The 19870-nt window shown below is 68.2% G+C and carries 19 protein-coding genes and 1 riboswitch; of the genes, 11 read left to right on the top strand and 8 right to left on the bottom strand.

Translation table 11 applies throughout. The features are described 5' to 3' along the window. Positions 1-2: 2 nt before the first annotated feature. Positions 3-908: a MurR/RpiR family transcriptional regulator gene (locus tag GA0116996_RS25195; protein ID WP_092317100.1), complete on the bottom strand. Its 906-nt coding sequence runs from the start codon at positions 906-908 to the stop codon at positions 3-5. A gap of 232 nt (positions 909-1140) precedes the next feature. Between GA0116996_RS25195 and GA0116996_RS25190 the strand changes: the two genes are divergently transcribed. The 3 genes from GA0116996_RS25190 to GA0116996_RS25180 are packed head-to-tail and all read left to right on the top strand — an operon-like array spanning position 1141 to position 4054. Then, positions 1141-2409, top strand: coding sequence for an amino acid deaminase (locus GA0116996_RS25190; RefSeq protein WP_092317097.1), 1269 nt, complete (start codon positions 1141-1143; stop codon positions 2407-2409). 13 nt (positions 2410-2422) lie between these two features. After that, complete coding sequence (locus GA0116996_RS25185; RefSeq protein WP_092317093.1) at positions 2423-3358, top strand: sugar kinase; 936 nt, start codon at positions 2423-2425, stop codon at positions 3356-3358. Positions 3359-3409: 51 nt separating this feature from the next. Continuing rightward, a complete protein-coding gene (locus tag GA0116996_RS25180) occupies positions 3410-4054 on the top strand; it encodes a bifunctional 4-hydroxy-2-oxoglutarate aldolase/2-dehydro-3-deoxy-phosphogluconate aldolase (protein ID WP_092317090.1) in 645 nt (214 codons plus the stop codon). Positions 4055-4126: 72 nt separating this feature from the next. Here GA0116996_RS25180 and GA0116996_RS25175 read toward each other — a convergent pair whose 3' ends face one another. The 3 genes from GA0116996_RS25175 to GA0116996_RS25165 form a co-directional block, all read right to left on the bottom strand. Next, positions 4127-4258: an entericidin A/B family lipoprotein gene (locus tag GA0116996_RS25175; RefSeq protein WP_010814145.1), complete on the bottom strand. Its 132-nt coding sequence runs from the start codon at positions 4256-4258 to the stop codon at positions 4127-4129. Between the two features lie 144 nt (positions 4259-4402). Then, the gene (locus GA0116996_RS25170) at positions 4403-5719 is read right to left on the bottom strand and encodes a GGDEF domain-containing protein (RefSeq protein WP_092317087.1); all 1317 of its coding nucleotides are present in this window, start codon (positions 5717-5719) and stop codon (positions 4403-4405) included. 303 nt (positions 5720-6022) lie between these two features. Further along, positions 6023-7336 (bottom strand): hemolysin family protein, encoded by a 1314-nt coding sequence (locus GA0116996_RS25165; RefSeq protein WP_092317084.1) that lies wholly within the window; start codon positions 7334-7336, stop codon positions 6023-6025. A gap of 26 nt (positions 7337-7362) precedes the next feature. Between GA0116996_RS25165 and GA0116996_RS28325 the strand changes: the two genes are divergently transcribed. Further along, the gene (locus tag GA0116996_RS28325; RefSeq protein ID WP_165835217.1) at positions 7363-7521 is read left to right on the top strand and encodes a hypothetical protein; all 159 of its coding nucleotides are present in this window, start codon (positions 7363-7365) and stop codon (positions 7519-7521) included. An 8-nt stretch (positions 7522-7529) separates the two neighbouring features. Then, positions 7530-8423, top strand: a complete 894-nt coding sequence (locus tag GA0116996_RS25160; RefSeq protein ID WP_092317081.1) for a helix-turn-helix domain-containing protein — start codon at positions 7530-7532, stop codon at positions 8421-8423. Here GA0116996_RS25160 and GA0116996_RS25155 read toward each other — a convergent pair. Beyond that, positions 8398-8922 carry an acyloxyacyl hydrolase gene (locus GA0116996_RS25155; protein WP_092317078.1) on the bottom strand — a complete coding sequence of 175 codons (525 nt, stop codon included), beginning with the start codon at positions 8920-8922 and terminating at the stop codon, positions 8398-8400. The genes GA0116996_RS25160 and GA0116996_RS25155 overlap by 26 nt on opposite strands. 357 nt (positions 8923-9279) lie before the next feature. Further along, positions 9280-9438, top strand: a riboswitch (FMN riboswitch). Between the two features lie 166 nt (positions 9439-9604). Between GA0116996_RS25155 and ribB the strand changes: the two genes are divergently transcribed. Both ribB and GA0116996_RS25145 read left to right on the top strand, forming a co-directional pair. Next, the gene (gene ribB / locus GA0116996_RS25150) at positions 9605-10312 is read left to right on the top strand and encodes a 3,4-dihydroxy-2-butanone-4-phosphate synthase (RefSeq protein WP_141693766.1); all 708 of its coding nucleotides are present in this window, start codon (positions 9605-9607) and stop codon (positions 10310-10312) included. 103 nt (positions 10313-10415) lie between these two features. Next, positions 10416-11003: a surface-adhesin E family protein gene (locus tag GA0116996_RS25145; protein WP_092317072.1), complete on the top strand. Its 588-nt coding sequence runs from the start codon at positions 10416-10418 to the stop codon at positions 11001-11003. A 37-nt stretch (positions 11004-11040) separates the two neighbouring features. On the opposite strand, the gene GA0116996_RS25140 is transcribed toward GA0116996_RS25145, so the two are convergent. Beyond that, on the bottom strand, positions 11041-11466 hold the full coding sequence (locus GA0116996_RS25140) for an RT0821/Lpp0805 family surface protein (protein WP_092317069.1): 426 nt from the start codon (positions 11464-11466) through the stop codon (positions 11041-11043). A gap of 201 nt (positions 11467-11667) precedes the next feature. Between GA0116996_RS25140 and GA0116996_RS25135 the strand changes: the two genes are divergently transcribed. The 3 genes from GA0116996_RS25135 to mdoH all read left to right on the top strand — a co-directional run bounded on the left by GA0116996_RS25135 (position 11668) and on the right by mdoH (position 16593). After that, on the top strand, positions 11668-12039 hold the full coding sequence (locus GA0116996_RS25135; protein ID WP_092317066.1) for a hypothetical protein: 372 nt from the start codon (positions 11668-11670) through the stop codon (positions 12037-12039). A 367-nt stretch (positions 12040-12406) separates the two neighbouring features. Next, positions 12407-13996, top strand: a complete 1590-nt coding sequence (locus GA0116996_RS25130; protein ID WP_092317063.1) for a glucan biosynthesis protein G — start codon at positions 12407-12409, stop codon at positions 13994-13996. Next, positions 13969-16593 (top strand): glucans biosynthesis glucosyltransferase MdoH, encoded by a 2625-nt coding sequence (mdoH, locus tag GA0116996_RS25125; RefSeq protein ID WP_092317060.1) that lies wholly within the window; start codon positions 13969-13971, stop codon positions 16591-16593. Before GA0116996_RS25130 ends, mdoH begins: the two co-directional genes overlap by 28 nt. 67 nt (positions 16594-16660) lie before the next feature. Here mdoH and GA0116996_RS25120 read toward each other — a convergent pair whose 3' ends face one another. Further along, positions 16661-17248: a hypothetical protein gene (locus tag GA0116996_RS25120; RefSeq protein WP_092317057.1), complete on the bottom strand. Its 588-nt coding sequence runs from the start codon at positions 17246-17248 to the stop codon at positions 16661-16663. Between the two features lie 403 nt (positions 17249-17651). Between GA0116996_RS25120 and GA0116996_RS25115 the strand changes: the two genes are divergently transcribed. Continuing rightward, positions 17652-18875, top strand: coding sequence for a Bcr/CflA family multidrug efflux MFS transporter (locus tag GA0116996_RS25115; RefSeq protein WP_092317054.1), 1224 nt, complete (start codon positions 17652-17654; stop codon positions 18873-18875). A gap of 17 nt (positions 18876-18892) precedes the next feature. Here GA0116996_RS25115 and GA0116996_RS25110 read toward each other — a convergent pair whose 3' ends face one another. Next, complete coding sequence (locus GA0116996_RS25110) at positions 18893-19762, bottom strand: mechanosensitive ion channel family protein (protein ID WP_092317051.1); 870 nt, start codon at positions 19760-19762, stop codon at positions 18893-18895. Positions 19763-19870 lie beyond the last annotated feature (108 nt).

The following is a 19870-nucleotide window of genomic DNA, read 5'->3' as shown; positions in this document are numbered from 1 at the left end:
GGTCAGTCTCCCAGCGGCTGGCGGCTGTCGGGGCCCTTGCCGGGGCCGCTGTCGCCGCGATGGCTGTCGAGCACGTACTTGAGCCGGCGCAGGCGCTCCTTGCTCTGGTCCGGCTGCAACAGTGCGCACTGCGTGGCGAGCACGTCCAGCACCATCAGCATGGCGTAGCGCGAGGCCGATGGCTTGAAAATGAAATCCGTCTCCAGCGTGCGCACCGGCAGCAGCACGTCGGCGCGCGCCGCCAGCGGCGATCCCAGCGCGGTCACGGCCACCAGGCGGGCGCCGTACTCGCGCGCGATATCGCAGCTGGCCAGCATCTCCGGCACGCGGCCGCTGGCCGAGAAGGCCAGCACCACGTCGTCTCGGCCGAGCGTGGCCGCCACCATCTTCTGCAGCAGCGCGTCCTGGTAACTGGCCACCGGCAGGCCCAATCGCGCCAGGCGGTGTCGCGCTTCATCGGCCATGAACGACGAGCCGCCGCCCATGCCAAAAGCGTAGACCATGCGTGCGCCCAGCAACAGGCGCGCGGCCTGCTCGATGCGCTGGGTATCCATCAGCCCGCGGTTGGCTTCCAGCGCGGTGAGGATGTCGGCGTGGATGCTGTCGGCAAGCGTGGCCGGCGCGGCTTCAGCGGCGGGAACGTTGCCGGGCTGCAGGAAGCGCGCGCCGACCGCCGCGGCCTGGGCCAGGCGCAGCTTCAGGTCGCGCACGTCGCGGCAGCCGATCGCCTTGGCAAAGCGCGTCACGCTGGCCTCGCTCACGCCGGCCTGGCGGGCCAGTTCGTTGATGCTCGCCGCCGCCGCGCCGGCCAGGTCTTCCAGCACCACCTGCGCCACCTTCTGCTCGGCCAGCCGCAGCGCGGGGCCGCGCTCGGCGATGCGGGTCAGGATGTCGAAGGGCGCGGTCATGTTCGGTGATGGGGGGCAGGGTGGCGAGGCGGGTTTGGGCCGAAATGTGACGAAGTCTGCAGTCGGGGCAGGCAGGGGCTATAACAGTGACTGGCGCCGGATGGTGAGCACCGTTCCAGGTACCGCCCGGTTGGCTGCCGCAGCGTTGGTTGTTACTTTATAACAAGGATGAAATATCTTATTTTCAGGGCTATCATTACGTCAATCAGATTTTTTCAGGGTGATGACAGGCATGCGTGAAATAAAGTATCAGGCTGGCGTGATCGATCCGCTCAACAAGGCGCTGGGCCGCATGGAGGCGCCGATCGCTCCGGATGCGGCCGACCAGACCGGCTGGAACCTGTTGCAGGAAGAACTGAGCCTGCCCGCCGCGGTGCTCTATGAGGACCGGCTCGCGCACAACCTGGAGTGGATGCGCCGCTTCATGAACGAATACGGCGTGCAGCTGGCGCCGCATGGCAAGACCACCATGGCGCCCAAGCTGTTTGCCCGGCAGCTCGACGCCGGCGCGTGGGGTATCACCCTGGCCACCGCGCACCAGACCGCGGCCGCGCATGCGCACGGCGTCAAGCGCGTGCTGATGGCCAACCAGCTGGTCGGCCGCCGCAATATGGAAATCATCGCGGACCTGCTGCGCGATCCGGAGTTCGAATTCTTCGCGCTGGTCGATTCGGCCGAGCTGGTCGACCAGCTTGGCAAGTTCTTCAAGCAGCGTGGACAGACGCTTCAGGTGCTGCTCGAGCTGGGCGTCGAAGGCGGACGCACCGGCGTGCGCGACGACGCGCAGCAGCAGGCCGTGCTCGACGCGCTGGCGCGCTGGCCCGATGCGCTGTCGCTGGCCGGCGTGGAAATCTACGAGGGCGTGCTGAAGGAAGAAGCCGATATCCGCAAGTTCCTGCAGCGCACCGTGGCGGTGACCAAGCAACTGGCCGCGCAAGGCCGCTTTGGCCGCAGCCCGGTGGTGATGTCGGGCGCGGGCTCGGCCTGGTACGACGTGGTGGCCGAGGAATTCGCGCGCACCGACATCGGCGCGCCGATCGACATCGTGCTGCGTCCAGGCTGCTACCTGACGCACGATGTGGGCATCTACCGCGCGGCCCAGCAGCGCATCCTGGCGAGCAACCCGGTCGCGCAGAAAATGCGCGAGGGTTTGCTGCCGGCGCTGCAGCTGTGGGCCTATGTCCAGTCGATTCCGGAGCCCGACCGCGTCATCATCGGCATGGGCAAGCGCGATGCCGCGTTCGACGCCGGCATGCCGATCCCGGCGCGCCGCTACCGTCCGGGTGAAGCGGCGCCGGTGGACGTGCCCGCGCATTGGGAGGTCACCGGCATGATGGACCAGCACGCCTACCTGCAGATCCGGCCGGGCGACGACATCCGGGTCGGCGACATGATCGCCTTCGATATCTCGCACCCGTGCCTGACCTTCGACAAGTGGCGCCATATCCCGGTGCTGGATCGCGACCTGCGCGTGATCGACATCGTCCAAACCTTCTTCTGAGGCAAGCCTCCCCATGAGCATCGACATCCTGGCCTATGGCGAGCCGCTGGTTGAATTCAACCAGCAGCCGGACGATCCGTCGCGCTACCTGCAGGGCTTTGGCGGCGATACCTCCAACTTCTGCATTGCCGCTGCGCGCCAGGGCGCGAGCACCGGCTATATCTGCGCGGTCGGTGCCGATACCTTCGGCGAGCGCCTGCGCGCACTGTGGACACAGGAGCGGGTCGACACGCGGCATGTGCACGTCGACGCCAGCGCCCCCACCGGCGTCTACTTTGTCTCGCACGACAGCCACGGCCACCGCTTCGACTACCTGCGCGAAGGCTCCGCTGCCAGCCGCTTCCAGCACGACCAGCTGCCGCTGGGGGCGATCGCCGCGGCGCGCTACCTGCACCTCTCTGGCATCAGCCTGGCCATCAGCACGAGCGCGTGCGATGCCGGCCTGGATGCGATGGAGCACGCGCGCAAGGCCGGCACCAGGGTCACGCTGGACACCAACCTGCGGCTGCGCCTGTGGTCGCTGGCGCGCGCGCGCGGCATCATGCGCGAAGCGTTCCGCATGACCGACGTATGCCTGCCCAGCTGGGACGACATCACCGTGCTGACGGGGCTGGATGACCGCGATGCCATCGCAGACTACCTGCTTGGCTGCGGCATCGGCCTGGTCGCGCTGAAGCTGGGGGAGGAGGGCTCGTATATCGCAACGCCCGAGTCCCGCAGCCTGGTGCCGGCCTATCCGGTCAAGCCGGTCGATGCCACCGGCGCGGGCGACTGCTTCGACGGCAGCTTCGTCGCGCGGCTGGCCGCGGGCGCCGATCCGTTCGAGGCCGCGCGCTATGCCAACGTGGCGGCGGCGCTGTCGACCACCGGCTATGGCGCGGTGGCGCCGATTCCCGATGCGCAGACCGTGCTGGCGCGGCTGGCGCAGTCGGTATCGGTGATCGCCTGAGCCGCTGCCCGAACCTGATGTTTTCCTGAACCCACATACCGCGAGATCGCCATGTCAAACCAGATTTCCCCGCTGCTTCAACGCCTTGCCGATGTGCCAGTGATCCCGGTGCTGGAATTCCACTCCGTCGACGAGGCCCTGCACGTCAGCGAGGCGCTGGTAACCGGTGGCTTGCCGCTGCTGGAAATCACGCTGCGCACCCCGGTGGCGCTGGAAGCGATCCGTGCCGTCGCGGCGGCGCTGCCGCAAGCCTGCGTCGGCGCCGGCACGGTGCTGAACGTGGAGCAACTGCAAGCGGTGCGCGACGCGGGCGCCCAGTTTGCGGTCTCGCCCGGCCTGACGCCGGCGCTGGCGGAGGGCGCGCAAGGCGCCGGGATCTCGCTGCTGCCGGGCGTCGCCACGGCCAGCGAGGCCATGGCTGCACTGGAAGCCGGCTTCACCTTCCTGAAGTTCTTCCCGGCGCAGGCCGCGGGCGGGGTGCCGATGCTGAAGTCGCTGGGTGGACCGCTGCCGCAACTGCGCTTCTGCCCGACCGGCGGCATCGATGCCGCGCTGGCGCCGTCGTACCTGGCGTTGCCCAATGTGGTGTGCGTGGGCGGGTCATGGGTGGTGCCCAAGGACGCCGTCGCCGCTGGCGACTGGGGCCGCATCCGCGCGCTGGCCGAACAGGCCAGGGCCCTGCGCACCAAGCCCTGAGCCGGCGCGGGACAAAGCAAAACGGCACGCCATCGGGCGTGCCGTTTTGCTGTCGATGCAGCCCTGGCCGGCTTACTTGTGGCGGTCTGCCGAGCTTTCCAGCTTCTGGCCGCCGCGCTGAATGTCCTGGCCGAGCCCCGCCATCGTGTTGCAACCGGCCAACAGAGTGGCAAACAAAACGCACCAGATCCAACCTTTCTTCACGCCGGGCTCCTTTCAATAGGGTTGAGAATCGGGAGATTCTCCGAGTTTGGGATTGACGCAGATTTTACCGCTGCTGCGCGCGGCTTTGATAGCCGGTATGTCGCAATTTGTAAATCGTGCACCCCACCCGCCGATGCCTGCTGGTCAGGCTGGCGGCGCGAGCAAGACCCGGGCGCGCTGCTGGATCGCCGCATGGGTCTGCAGCAGCCAGACGGCGGGGAACGGCTGTGCCAGCAGGTAGCCCTGCACGCTGTGGCAGCCCCAGGCACGCACCGCGTCCAGCTGCTGGCGGGTTTCGATGCCCTTGGCGCAGACCCGGGCGCCGGCGCGGCGCGCCGCGCGGCAGGCTTCGCGCAGGCTGTCGGCACGGCAGCGGTCCTCGCGCGCATGGCCCAGGCCACGCGCGTCCAGCGTGACGGCGTCCGGATGCAGCGCCGCCAGGGCCTCGCGGCAGGCCGGGCTGTCGTCGAAATCGCCCAGCGCCAGTTGCAGCCCGCGCCGGCGCAGCGCGGCAAAGCGGTCGATCAGGTCGGCGTCGGTCGGCACCGTGCTGGCCGGCAGTTCGATGCACAGGTGCTCCGGTGCGATGCCGGCCGCATCGAGCGCCTGTGCCAGAGCCTCGACCATTTGCGGGCGGTGCAGTTGCGCGCTCGTGGCCAGCAGGGTGAACTGCAGCGGGGCGATGGTCTCGGCGGCGCGGATCAGCGGCAGCACGCTCTCCAGCAGCCAGTTGCCGATGCGGCCGACCAGCCCGAGCGCCTCGACGCCGGGCAGAAAGTCCTGCGGCGCCACCCGGCCAAGTACGGGATGCTGCCAGCGCAGCCGCACCGTATAGCCGCTGACGGCGGCTCCGGCAAAATCGGCGCGCGGCTGTAGTTGCAGGCTCAGCTCGCCGCGCTCGAGTGCGTCGGGCAGCGCCGCCAGCAACGGGGCCGCGGGCGGGGATAACGGCTTGTCGGCGCGCGCCAGCCCGGCGCCGCCCTGGCGGTTGACCCGCAGCATGGCGTCGAACGCCTGCTGCAGGCTGCGCTCGGCCGGAACGTCGGCATGGTTGTTGGCCACGCCGATGCTGCAGGACAGGTGCAGCTCGAAGCCGTCCAGGGCGAACGGCCGGGACAGGTCGTCGGCCACGCGGCTGGCAACCTGGCCAGGATCCGGCACGCCCGCAGGCAGCGCGGTGATGACCACCAGGTCGGCCGCGGCCATCCAGTGCATGGACGCGCCCGGCGGCAGCAGGCAGGCAATGCGCGCCTGCACGATGCCGCGCAGCCGGGCAGCGCGGCCACTCCCCAGGGTGTCACAAGCGTTGGCAAAGCGGTCCAGGCGGATCGCCAGGATCGTCGCCGGCGGACCGGCCTGGGCGCGGCGCGCGGTCAGCGCGCGTACCAGCACGGACGGTTGCATCGCGCTACTGCCGCCGCTGGCAGTGCTGTCGACGAGATCGTCGGCATCAGGATCCATGCATGATCTTGCGGGCCGCCACACAATGGCTTGCGGCGCACGCGTCTCCCCGTGTCTGAAATGGTTCTTCGGCAGGCCGCCGGCACGCTGCGTTCGCAGTCGTCGCCCGGTGCGGCCATGCGTGCCGCGGCTGCTGCGGGCCGCGAAGCCCGATCATAAGCGAAGGGAACGGGGAGGGGCGTTGCCGATTGCGCCAAAGTGATTTGGCCGCAACTGCATTTGACTTGGATCAACGCGGCGCCTTCGATCCGCGGAGGATGCGATTGACGCCGCGGTGTAACGGGGGTGTCGGCACCCCCGCGCTCAGCCGGTGGTTTCTTCCTCGGGCCCGTCCTGCGGCGGCAGGCGTTCGGCCAGCACCTTGTCGATGCGCTTGCCGTCCATATCGACGATCTCGAAGCGCCAGTCGCCCCATTGCACCGTGTCGGCAATCTGGGGCAGGCGCCCGAGCAGCAACAGCAGCATGCCGGACAGCGTGTGGTACCGCTCCTTTTCTTCCTCGGGCACCTGGCGCAGGCCGATGCGGTCTTTCAGTTCGGGGATCGGGATCAGGCCGTCGAGCAGCCACGAGCCGTCGTCGCGCTGGACCGCCCATTGCTCGCCGGCGGCCTCGGCCTTGAATTCGCCGGTGATGGCCTCGATCAGGTCCTGCAGCGTCACCAGGCCCAGCACCTCGCCGTATTCGTCGATGACAAAGGCGATCTGCCCGCCCGAGGCACGGAAGTTCTCCAGCAGTTCCATGCCGGTCACGCTTTCGGGCACGAACACGGCGGGCTGCACCGCGGCCTGCAGGTCCGCTTCCTCGCCGCGCAGCCGGCGCGCCAGCAACTGGCGCGCGCTGACCACGCCGATAATGTCGTGCATGCCGCCACGCACCACCGGGAAGCGCGAGTGGTCGGATTCTTCGATGCGGCGCAGGTTCTCGTCCATCGAGGCTTCGACATCGAGGTAGACCACGTCGCCGCGTGGCACCATCAGTGATGCCAGTTGCCGGTCATCCAGCCTGAACACATTGCGCACCATGGTGTGCTCATGCTGCTCGATCACGCCGGCTTCGGAGCCTTCCACCAGCAGCGCATGGATTTCTTCCTCGGTCACGCCGGGGCCGCGGTCGACCTTGGTGCCGAGCAGCCGCAGCACCAGCCGCGTGGAGCTCGACAGGAGCTTGACGAAGGGGGTCGAGGCCACGGCCAGCCAGCCGATCGGACGCGCCACCAGGCGCGCGATCGCCTCGGGCGCCATCTGGCCCAGGCGCTTGGGCACCAGTTCGCCCAGCACGATGGAAAAATAGGTCAGGCCGGCTACCACGATCGCGGTGGCCACATAGCCGGCGGTGGTCTCCGAGATGCCGAAACCCTGCAGCCACAGGCCCAGCGGCTGCGCCAGCGTCGCTTCGCCGACCACGCCGTTGAGCACGCCGATCGAGGTGATGCCGATCTGCACGGTCGAGAGGAAGCGGGTCGGGTCCTCGCCCAGCTTCGCCGCGGCAATGGCGCCGCGGTCGCCGTTCTCGATCTGGCGTTGCAGGCGTGCCTTGCGGGCTGTAACGAGTGCAATCTCGGACATCGCAAACAGGCCGTTCAGCAGGATCAGCGCCAGTAATATGGCAATTTCCATCAGGGTGCGCGCCCTCTGCGCGCCGGGTGTCTGAAAAGATCAAGCATACCATTCGCCTGTTACACGACATCGCGACTGTGATGCGCCCGCCGCAAACGGTGGCGCTTTTGCGGCCATCGGCCAAGCCTGTGGATGGCTGCGATTACCTGTCAGGTATTCGCGGCGAGGCCGCCGCCATGCTGTAATAGCCCGCATGGAAACGCTCACCCCTGCCTCCGAGGCCACTCTCGACTTCCCCGGACTGTTGCGCTACTGGCGCGGCAAGCGCGGCTACAGCCAGCTGGCGCTGTCGCTGGCCGCCGGGGTCTCGCAGCGCCACATCTCCTTTCTCGAATCCGGGCGCGCCCGCCCCAGCCGCGAGATGGTGCTGGCCCTGGCGGAGCGCCTGGGCGTGCCGCTGCGCCAGCGCAACCGGCTGCTGCTCGCCAGCGGCTTCGCCCCGGCCTACAGCGAACACGCGCTGACCGCGCCGCCGTTGCAAATGGTGCAGCAGGCAATCGCCCTGATCCTGGCCAAGCAGGAGCCGTACCCGGCCGTGGTGCTGGACCGTTTCTGGAACCTGGTCGACGCCAATGCCGCCTACCGGCGCATGTTCGACACCTTGCTCGGCGGTCGCCCGCCGGCATCGCTTGCCGACGATCCGCACCGGATCAACCTGATGCTGACCGTATTCGACCCCGATGGCCTGTGGCCGGTGATCGAGAACGCGCGCCAGGTCGGCCGTTACCTGTTGCGGCGCGTCTGGCAGGAGCTGCAGGTGCAGGCGCACGACCAGACCGCGCGCGCGCTGTTCGCGCGCATCGCCGACTGGCATCCGGACATGGTGGGCCCGGGCGGCGTGCTGCTGCCCGAGGACGACGGCAGCGACGGGCCGCCGCCGCCGCTGTTGCCGGTGGTGCTGCATGCGGGGGCATTCCGCGCGTCGTTGTTCTCGACGCTGACCACGCTTGGCATTCCGCAGGACGTCACGCTGCAGGAGCTGCGCATCGAATGCTTCTTTCCGGCCGACGACGCCACCCGCGTCCTGTTTGAAACGCAGGGCGCGGCGCACGACGGGCCCGTCAGAAGCGGTAGCGCAGGTAGATGACGTGGAAGGTGGTGCCAGGATTGGGCTCCTTGATGCCGCCATTGGACAGGTGCTGGATGCGGTAGCCCGCGGCAAAGTTGCGGTCCTTGCCGAGCATCACGCCAAGGCCGGCGTATTCCGAGAACTGGAACGCGCTGGAGATGACGTGATCGTAGGAGGTGCGCGTGCCGCTCAGCAGCCGCGCACCCACCGACAGCTCCAGGAACGGCACCCAGGTGTGGCGCCACCATGCGATCCGCGCCACCGGCGACGCGCCGAACTCCCACAGATCGTTCGGACTGTTGTTGCTGTCGCTGAGCCAGCGCGCAACATTGACCTCCCATTGCAGGTCGACCTGCCAGCCCTGCGGATTGCCCCACGCCAGGCCCGAATTCCACAGCATGGCGATCTCCGCCTTTTGCACGTGATGACTGTCGTCGAAGCCGTAGCCTAGCTGAATCGCAGGCGCCGCGCGTGCGGCGCTGCTCAGGCAACCGGCCAGCGCAAGCAGCGCCGCCATGGCGGCGCGGCGCGGCCGTCGCCACCGCCGCGCGGAGAAGGTTGGAAGGAGAGGGTTGCAACTCGCATGGCTGTCTTGTCTGGCTTCTTGGTCTGGTCGGCGCATGGGAAGCACGCTGAAAAGATGCTGCGTTGTTGTCAGGCAAGCCATGGGTAAACCGGCGCTTGCAGCCCCCCGGCGCTGCCTCCTTACCTTATTTGTAGTACACGGGAAGGCACGTTGGCGAGGCCGATGGTGGCCGGCACCACGACGCGGACCCCGGCAGGATACGGCCTTGGCGCGCGGCGCGCAGTGACAAAGAACAATCGTGCTAACATGCGCGGGCCGGTGCCGCGCCGTCTGGCCGGCCCGGTTACGTTACGTCTTCAGGGCGGGGTGGAAGTCCCCACCGGCGGTATGCCGCGATGCGCAGCGCGTGTCCGGCGAGCCCGCGAGCGCTCGCATTCCCGTGCGAGGTCAGCAGACCTGGTGAGAAGCCAGGGCCGACGGTCATAGTCCGGATGAAAGAAGATGGACGGAGCTTGCCCGCGTGGCCTGGCGCCTGCCCGGCCCGTGGTTTGCCGAGCCCTGCGCGCGCAGGGCGCGGCGGTCCGTGCGCGTGCAGTCAGCATGGCGTGCGGGTCTTGCAGTTCCGTCGACCCTTCCCCTGGAACGCCCATTGATGCTGAACCAGGAGCGTTTCATGTCTAGCTTTTCCACCGAAGCCATTGCCCCCGCGGTGTCCGCGGATGCCAACCCCAGTGCCGCCGTCGCTACGATGGCAGGCGCCGACCCGCGCGCGCTGGCGTTGCGCATCGACCAGGCCCTCGAGGCCATGCGCGAAGGCCGGCCAGTAGTCCTGCTCGATGACGACGACCGCGAGAACGAGGCCGACCTGATCCTTGCCGCCGAGCGCCTGACCCAGGCCAATATGGCCATGATGATCCGCGAATGCAGCGGCATCGTATGCCTGTGCCTGCCGGCGGACAAGGTGCGCAGCCTGGGGCTGCGGCCGATGGTCGAGCACAACCGCAGCCAGTACGGCACCGCCTTCACCGTGTCGATCGAGGCGCGCGAGGGCGTCAGCACGGGTGTCAGCGCGGCTGACCGGATCACTACCATCCGCGCGGCGATTGCCGAGGATGCCGGCGCCGATGCCGTGGTCAGCCCCGGCCACGTGTTCCCGCTGGTGGCGCGCGATGGCGGCGTACTCGAGCGCCGTGGCCATACCGAAGGTTCAGTCGACCTGGCGCGCATGGCGGGGCTGTCTCCCGCCGCGGTGCTGTGCGAGCTGATGAATCCGGATGGCACCATGGCGCGGCGCGCGCAAGCGCAGGCCTTTGCCGAGATGTACCGCTTGCCGGTGCTGACCATCGAGGACCTCGTCGCCTGGCGACGCCTGCACGGCTGAAGGCTGCCGGGATGCATGGATCGGGGTGCGCCGGCGCGCCGCAATGCATGCATCCTGTGCGACAATGCGGATCGTTTTTTCCCGTCTACATGAGGGTAATTCCATGATGTTCCGCATGTTTCGACACGCAGCCGCGCTGGCTGGCTGCGTGTTCGGCCTGGCCCTGCCGCAGGCGCACGCCGATGACGGCACGGTGCCGGCCACTGACGTGGCGCCAGCCTCTGCATCCCGGCCGGCCGCTGCCGCCGGCCTCTACGAGTGCCAGGTACCTGGCTCCGGCACCGTGTTCCGCTCCACCCCCAAGGAAGGTTGCCGCCTGGTGGCCGCGCCCGATCCCGGCGCGCCCGACCCGCAGCGCTGGCTGCCGCTGATGGGCGCCAATGGCGTGATTTCCTATTTCGATCAGTCGACGGTGCGCCGCCAGGGCACGCAGGTTGGCGTGGTGGTGATGCGCAATTCGCCGTCGGGCGTGATCCGTACCGCCAGCGGCGAACCGATCCGTTCCTCGCTCAAGCGCATGGTGCTGAACTGTGCCACGTCGATGTTTGCCGTGGTCGAGCAGACCCTCTACAGCAAGCGCTTTGCGCGCGGCGAATCGCTCTACACCATCCGCGCGCCACAGTCCGGCACCTTCCAGGTGGCCGGCCCCGGCACCATCGCCGGGGAGCTGCTGCGCAAGCTGTGCCGCTAGGCCGCGGGCCGCGCGGTACAGCCTGTTGCGACCTGGCTTATTCGTCCACGTGGCGCGATTTCCATTGGCCGTTGGACTGCTTGCAGAACCAGCCGCTCCAGTGCTCTTCGGCACTGCCGCGCTTGAGGTCTGACTTCAGGCGCCGGCACGGCTGGCCCTTGTCGGTCTTGCTCTCGACCGGGGTGATGGTGCCATCGATCTGCTGGCGCCGGCCCGCGGCCGGGTAGGTCCATGCCACGGACTGGCCGTCGGCGGTGTCGTTAAGCGCGGCACGCACCGACTTGGCCAGCGACGCGCCTTCCTTGTCGTTGAGCGTGCCGATGATGGTGCCGCTCAGGTAGTTGTCGAAGTACGCATGCGCCGGCGCGGCGCAGAGCAGCACGGCTCCCAGCGCGCCTGCAAGTGCGGCACGCAGGGCGGGGCGGGCGAGGCTGGCAGAGGATGTGTTTTGCCGGGTCAGCATGGCGGTTCCTTGTGGCTACATGGTGGCGTTCGAGTGGCATTGTAAGCGCAATGCGGGGCGGTGGACGACGATTGCCGACGCGCCTCGCCCACTGCGGCCACCGGGCCGCGGTTGACACGTGCCTGCCCCTGACCTAGCGTTGATTTCTGCCCCGTCGCGCCGCCGGCACGACGGGCGCTCATTCCTGCGAGAGGAGATCCCATGACGCTGCGCTATCTCACAATCGGCCTGGCCGTCGCCTGCGCCTTTGGCACGGTGCACGCCCAGACCGCGGGCAAGGCCGATCAGTTCAGTCCGTACACCGACGGTGCCAAGCAGGACAAGTTCAGTACCTACACCGATGGGGCCAGGCAGGACAAGTTCAGCCCTTACACCGACGGCGCAAAAAGCGACAACGTGACCGCGCTGAACCCGGGCGCCAGGCCCGACCAGATGGAGCCGATCCAGGGCGGGGCGCAGAAGTCGTTCGACTCGTTCAGCCAGGGCGGCATGAACAGCGGCAAGTTCGATCCCTATTCCGAAGGCGCCAAGAGCGGCAAGTTCGATCCCTACAGCGAAGGCGCCAAAAAGTAACAGTGTATTAAGCGGGCCGGACGCGTTCCGGCCCGCGCCGGTGCGCGACCGGGGTGGCCGATCGAGGCTGACCGCGCCGAGGCTCGCGGCGATGTGACCTCATCGCCCGCAAAGCCATGCGTGGAGCGGCTTTCGGGCGACTTGGCCAACATTTTGTTTCAAACCTTGCGTGATCGAAACGTGACTTCTGCGTCTCGAATTGCTATGGTTTATTGCGCATCGCAACAACCCGGACACGGTGCCCCGCGGGCAGACTGCCCCGCGCCAGGGCCTCGCCACTCGGCGCCGGGCTCATCTCTTGCCGTGTCCTTCATCGTTCAGGCCGCCGATGCCGGCCACTCCGATTCAACCGCTCACCCTGGCATACATGTCACAGATCGCCACGCCACGAATAGCCGTACCGTTTACCTTGCCCGCTGCCGGGCCGGGGGCGCGCCGCCGCGCCGGAGCGCGGATCGCGGCCTGGCTCGGCGGCGGGGCGCTGGCACTGTGTGCGATCGCGGCCCATGCGTTCGACTTCGACACCGTCGCCGCGCGCGCGCGCCAGCTGGCGGCGTCGCCTTACAAGGCGCCGGCACAGAACCTGCCGCGCGAGCTGCGCGAGCTGACCTACGAGCGCTACCGCGAGATCGAGTACAAGCCCGAGCGCTTCGCCTGGCGCGGCACGCGTTCGCCGTTCGAGCTGTCGTTCTTCCACGAGGGCATGGTGTTCGACCAGCCCGTGCGCATCCATGAAGTGGTGGGCAACAACGTGCGGGAATTCCGCTTCGACCCTTCCGCGTTCAACTACGGCCCGCACAAGGTCGATGCCGCCAAGCTGAAAGGGCTGGGCTACGCCGGCTTCCGCATCCTGTATCCGCTGAACCAGGGCAAGCGCAAGGACGAACTTGCGTCGTTCCTCGGCGCCAGCTACTTCCGCGCGCTCGGCAGGGACCAGTGGTACGGGCTCTCGGCACGCGGCCTGGCGGTGGATACCGCGCTCAACTCGGGCGAGGAATTCCCGCGCTTCGTCGAATACTGGATCGAGCGCCCCGGCGTCAATGCCAAGGAAATCACCATCTATGCGCTGATGGATTCGCGCCGCATGAGCGGGGCGTACCGCTTCACCATCAAGCCCGGCGCGGAGACCGGGATGGAGGTCAAGTCGCGCCTTTACCTGCGCGAGAACGTGACCAAGCTTGGCCTCGCGCCGCTGACCAGCATGTACCTGTTCGGCGAGAACCAGCCGGCGCCGGCGCAGGATTTCCGGCCGGAGGTGCACGACTCGGACGGCCTGTCGATCCACCTGGGCACCGGCGAATGGGTCTGGCGTCCGCTGGTCAATCCCAAGCGGCTGCTGGTGACGTCGTTCGCGGCGACCAATCCGCAAGGCTTCGGGCTGATGCAGCGCGACCGCAGCTTCAACAGCTACCAGGAGATCGGCGCGTGGTATGAGCGCCGGCCCAGCGGCTGGGTGCAGCCGCGCGGCAACTGGGGCTCGGGCCGGGTGGAGCTGGTGCAGATCCCGACGCCGGACGAGACCAATGACAACATCGTCGCGTACTGGGTGCCCGACAACCCGCCCAAGCCGAAGCAAGCCTTCGACTACGAATACCGCCTGCTGTGGCAGAAGGACGGCGAGCAAGAGCCGCCGCTGTCGTGGGTGACCCAGACTCGCCTGGGCCAGGGCCAGACCCGCAGCAAGGAGGACACGAGCTTTTCGCTGGTGGTGGACTTCGAAGGCCCGGCCTTCCGCAGGCTGCCGGCGGACGTGCGCATCGACCCGGTGGTTTCGGCCGATGCCAACGGCGAGCTGTTGAAGACGTCGGTGCAGCGCAATGACGCGACCGGCGGCTGGCGCATGACGATGCTGATGCGCCGCAAGGACGAAACCAAGCCGGTAGAGTTGCGCGGCTATCTTCGCAACGGCAATACAACCCTGTCCGAGACGTGGAGCTACATCTTACCCCCCGCCTAAAGCAGCGACCGGCCCAGGCGGCGGCATGCGAGCGCTATCTCGACCGCCTGCCCGTATCGCCTGAAGTGCGCAGCGAACTGCTGGCCGACAGCGCCGGCATGGCCGCCGCGGCGGCTCCCGCCACGCCGCTGGCTTCGGTGACGCCGGTGATCCCGGTCACCGCCGACGGCCGCGACGCGCAGGAGGCGATCACGCGCCTGCAGTCGCGCCTGGCCGGCAAGGAAGCGCCGCCGGCGCACGGCAGCAGCGCCTACGCCTCGGTGCAGCGGCGTTTCGCCATGGCCTACGGCAATCCGCAGGTCGGCGGCGCGCCGCTGCTGCGCCGGCGCGAAGACGGCACCGTGAAGGCCGACACCGGCCCCGCGCCCGAGCGCAGCTCGATGGTGCCCCGCCAGTGGCCGCCGCATATCGTCACCGGCTGGCTGCGCAACACGTGGCGCCGCATGCTTGGGCGCCCCCCGGTGCCCGAGACCTGGGACACGCTGCACGACGGCCCCGACGCCGAAGGCAAATGGCATCCCGCAGGCTCGCACCGGCGCTGGGTGCTGCTGGCACTGGTCGCCGTCCAGACCGTGCTGGCCACGTACTTCATGACCAACGTGCTGCCGTACCACGGCACCGATCCGCTCGAGATTGCCATCCTGGTGCTGTTCGCCATCCTGTTCTCCTGGGTATCGGCCGGCTTCTGGACCGCGATGATGGGCTTCCTGGTGCTGGCCAAGGGCGGCGACAAGCATCTGATCTCGCGCTCGGCGGTGCCGGACCGGCCCGACGCGCCGATTGCGGCCGAGGCGCGCACCGCGATCATCATGCCGATCTGCAATGAAGACGTGACACGCGTCTTCGCGGGCTTGCGCGCCACCTATGAATCGCTGTCGCGCACCCCGCACCTGTCCAACTTCGATTTCATCGTGCTGTCGGACAGCGGCAATCCGGACCTGCGCACCGCCGAGCACGATGCCTGGATGGAACTGTGCCGCGCAGTCGGCGGCTTCGGCCGCATCTTCTATCGCTGGCGCCGCCATCGCGTCAAGCGCAAGACCGGCAACGTGGCCGATTTCTGCCGCCGCTGGGGCAGCAAGTACCGCTACATGGTGGTGCTCGATGCCGACAGCGTGATGAGCGGCGACTGCCTGGCCACGCTGGTGCGGCTGATGGAAGCCAACCCGGGTGCCGGCATCATCCAGACCGCGCCGCTGGCGGTGGGCCGCGAAACGCTGTATGCGCGCGTGCAGCAGTTCGCCACGCGCGTGTACGGGCCGCTGTTCACCGCCGGGCTGCACTACTGGCAACTGGGCGAGTCGCACTACTGGGGCCACAACGCCATCATCCGCGTCAAGCCGTTCATCGAGCACTGCGCGCTGGCGCCGCTGCCGGGCCGCGGCCCGCTGTCGGGCGAGATCCTGTCGCACGACTTTGTCGAGGCCGCGCTGATGCGCCGTGCCGGCTGGGGCGTGTGGATTGCCTACGACCTCGAGGGCTCGTACGAAGAACTGCCGCCCAACCTGCTCGACGAGGTCAAGCGCGACCGCCGCTGGTGCCAGGGCAACCTGATGAACTTCCGGCTGTGGCTCAAGCAGGGCTTCCACGTGGTGCACCGCGCGGTGTTCCTGACCGGGATCATGGCGTACCTGTCGGCGCCGCTGTGGCTGCTGTTCCTGTTGCTGTCGACGGCGATGCTGGCCAAGCACGCGCTGGTGCCGCCGGAATACTTCACGCAGCAATACCAGCTGTTCCCGACCTGGCCCGAGTGGCATCCGGAAAAGGCGCTGGCGCTGTTCTCGGCCACGGCCACGCTGCTGTTCCTGCCCAAGCTTGCCAGCGTGGCGCTGCTGATGAAGCAGGCGCGGCGCTACGGCGGCGCGGTGCAGCTCTTTGCCAGCATGCTGATCGAGGTGCTGCTGTCCGCGCTGCTGGCGCCCACGCGCATGCTGTTCCATACCAAGTTCGTGATCGCGGCGTACAGCGGCTGGGGCATCTCGTGGAAATCGCCCCCGCGTGAAGATGCCGAGACCACCTGGGGCGAAGCCTTCCGCCGCCACGGCTGGCATACCGCGCTGGGGCTGGCGTGGGGCGGGCTGGTGTACTGGCTGAACCCGTCCTATGTGCTGTGGCTGCTGCCGATCGTCGGCTCGCTGGCGCTGTCGATCCCGCTGTCGGTGATGCTGTCGCGGGTTTCGCTGGGCCGCGCTTCGCGCAACGCGGGGCTGTTTATGATCCCGGAAGAAACGCTGGTGCCGCGCGAGATCGTCGAAACTCAGCAGCATGTCGAAAATGCCGCCGAAACCCCGAACTTCGTCGACGCCGTGGTGGACCCGGTCACCAACGCGCTGATGTGCGCCACCGCGACGCCGCGCGTGGTGCAGCCGGAATCGGCACGCAAGCGCCACGAGAGCCTGGTCGAGCATGCGCTGACGCACGGGCCGCGCGCGCTTACGCCGGCGCAGAAGCACGTATTGCTGGGCAACCCGTTCGCGCTGGCGCGCCTGCATGAACTGGTGTGGGGCTCGCCGCTGGCCGACGCGGGCTGGAAGGACACGCGCATGCTGGTGCGGCGCGCCGCCAACGTGGTGCCGCTGCGCCCGCGCGCTGCCTAAACTTGTTAGCCTGAAACAAAAACGGCCCGCATCAGCGGGCCGTTTTTTGTTGGCACCGGCGCGCAGGTCAGCGCAACGCAGCGCTGCAGATCGGGCCGTTGATATAGACGTCGCCAATGCGGCGCTCGCCGCGGTCCTTGCGCGTCATGTAGCGGAACAACATGCTGACGCCCAGCTTGGTCAGGATCTCGACATCGCGGTTCGCGCAGATATTGCGCTGCAGCGGCGCGGCGTAGTTGACCTCGAAGCTGGCCAGGTCCAGCATCGGCCCGCGGTAGTTGGTCAGTTCCAGCTGGAACAGGACGTGTTTGCCCGGAACCGACTGGCAGCGGCGCAGGCGGGTTTCACCGTCGATCTCGATCGGCAGGGCATCGTTGAGCTGGCGGCAGGCGCGCGCCAGCACGTTGTCAGGGCGGGTGGCGTTGCGCAGCAGTTCGGGCACGCCGGCGGCGCCGGTATTCTGGCCGGTGGCCGCGCCCTTGAGCATGCGCGCCACGGGGTCGGCTTCATCGGCCGCGGGAACCAGCAACGGGACGCTGGCATTGCGCAACTGCGCCGGCGCCGCCTTGGCCGTCTGGGGCAGCGGCAGCAGCAGCACGACCGCGAAAGCGGCGGTGCCCAGCGAAGCGGAAAGCGGCGTTTGTCGTATTCTCATGCAGGCTAATGTTGCGGGGACCTGTACTGTCGTCCCTCTCTGCGAGGCCGACGGCGAGTCTTACGCCGACAGGCTGGCATTGTACCCTCCACGCCGGCACGCATGAAAGTCGCACCCCGCAAGCGTCGTAGCGTTGCCGCCATGCCCTGCCCATGAACAACAGGGCCTGGCACCACTATTCACCAAACCTGCCAGGTTTGCCAGCTTTGCCGGACCCGACTTCGGCGACGCAATGCAGCAGGGCGGTCATGCTGCGCCAACGGCCGCGTGCCAACGTCGCGGGGTCCGCGGCTGCATTGGTTATGTTGTGCAACAATTGCGTCTTTCCCCGGGGCTGCCCCGGCCGCTCGGTCGCGCAGGGCAGCGCCATCGCCCCCGCCATTGCCCTCGGATACTGTCCTCCATGCCTCATCCCCCAAGCGCCGCGTCGACGCCGCGTTTCCCTGCCTGGCTGCTGATCTGCGGCTCGCTGATGGCGATCGCGCCGCTGTCGATCGACATGTACCTGCCGAGTTTCCCGACACTGGCCGGCGACCTGGGCGTCGACATCGGCCAGGTCCAGCTGACCCTCGGCACCTTCCTGGTCGGGCTGGCGCTCGGACAGGCCTTCTATGGTCCCTTCAGCGACCGCTTCGGGCGCAAGCCGCCGCTCTATGTCGGGCTATGTCTTTACATCATCGCCGCGGTGGGCTGCGCGCTGGCGCGCAACGTGGAATCGCTGATGCTATGGCGCTTCCTGCAGGCGCTGGGGGGCTGTGCCGGCATGGTCATGGCCCGGGCGGTGATCCGCGACCGGCTCGAGGCGCATGAATCGGCGCGGGCGTTTTCCTCGCTGATGCTGGTGATGGGGGTTGCGCCGATCCTGGCACCGATCATCGGCGGCGCGGTGCTGACCGTATCGGGCTGGCGCGCCATCTTCTGGGTGCTGGCGGGGGCCGGCCTGCTGATCCTGCTGCTGGTCCACCTGCGCATGGAGGAATCGCTGGACCGCGGCAATGCGGCGCCGCTGCGGCTCGGCACGGTGGCCCGCAGCTACGCGGAACTGCTGCGCGACCGGGAGTTCCTGGGCTACTCGCTGTCGGCCGGCTTCGGCTCGGCGGGCATGTTTGCTTATATCTCGGGCTCGCCTTTTGTGCTGATCGAACTGCACGGCATCGCACCGTCGCACTATGGTTTTGTGTTCGGCGCCAATGCGCTCGGGCTGATCACGATGTCGCAGCTCAATGCCCGGCTGGTGCGCGGGCGCTCGCTCGACCAGGTGCTGGGGGCCACGCTGCTGGCGGCGCTGGCCGCGGGGCTGGTGCTGGCACTGGCCGCGCTGGCGGGGATGGCGGTGCTGCCGGTGCTGCTGGGCGGGTTCTTCGTGTTTATCGGTGCGCTGGGCTGCGTCTCGCCGAACGCCTCGGCGCTGGCGCTGGCGCACCAGGGGCATCGCGCCGGCACGGCTTCGGCGCTGATGGGGACGTTGCAGTTTTCGCTCGGCACGCTCGGCGGCGCCGCGGTCAGCGTATGGCGCGACGGCAGCGCGCTGCCGCTGGGCGTGGTGATGGCGGCCTGTGGCGCCGGCGCGGTGCTGATGCGACATTACGGGCGTTCAGGCGCACACGCGCGCCCGAGCGCCCGCTGAAGCCGCGCCGCGCCAGTTCAGGCGGCCTGCTGTGCCGCGGCTTGCTCCGCGGCGGCGTGCGGCACCCCGGCCTGCTGCACCACCACCATGTGCGCCGGCATCGGCGCGGCGTAGCCGGCCTGGCCAAAGCATTCGCGGATGACGCGGTTGGTGTCGAAATAGACTTGCCAGTAATGGTCGTTATGGCAATAGGGCCGCACCGCGAGCACCGGGCCGACCAGCGTGAACTCGAGGATTTCGACGTCGACCGGCGGCTCGGCCAGCACGTTAGGGATCGCCGCGATGCGGCTCTTCAGCAGCGCCACGGCGTCGGCCACGTCGGTGCTGCCGGCCAGCTGCGCTTTCAGTTCCACGCGCCGGAACGCATTGGCGGTGAAGTTCTGGATGGTGTCGCTGAAGATCTTGTTGTTGCCGATCACGGTCTGGACATTGTCCGGCGTGTCCAGCGTGGTGGCGAACAGGCCGATTTCGCGCACCGTTCCGGTCACGCCGCCGATGGTGACGAAGTCGCCCACCTTGAACGGCCGCAGTACCACCAGGAAGGCGCCGGCGGCGAAGTTTGCCATCAGCCCCGACCAAGCCATGCCGATGGCCACGCCGGCGGCGGCGATCAGCGCGGCAAAGGTGGTGGTCTGGATGCCGAAGAAGCCGAGGATGCCGATCACCAGCACCACGTTCAGCGTTACGGTGACGATGGAGCCGACATAGCGCAGCAGCGTGGGGTCCACCTTCTGCTTGCCGAGCGCATTCTGCACCATGCGCACGACAAAATGGATCAGCCAGCGGCCAATGACCCAGAAGGCGAGGGCCGCCAGGATCTTGACGCCGAATTCGGTGGCGTAGGAGACCACCAGGGTCTTGAGGTTGTCGAAGGTAGAGGCGTCCATCGGCGTATTCCTTTCGTGTTGGTGTAACCGGCCAGCCGCCGGCCCAACATCCCCCGAACCAGCCGGCTGCGGCGTGCGAGCCCCTGCGCGTTGCGCGCAATTCCCGGG

The organism is Cupriavidus alkaliphilus (assembly GCF_900094595.1).
In the GTDB taxonomy this organism is placed as follows: domain Bacteria; phylum Pseudomonadota; class Gammaproteobacteria; order Burkholderiales; family Burkholderiaceae; genus Cupriavidus; species Cupriavidus alkaliphilus.
This window is presented reverse-complemented; position numbering and strand designations above follow the sequence as displayed.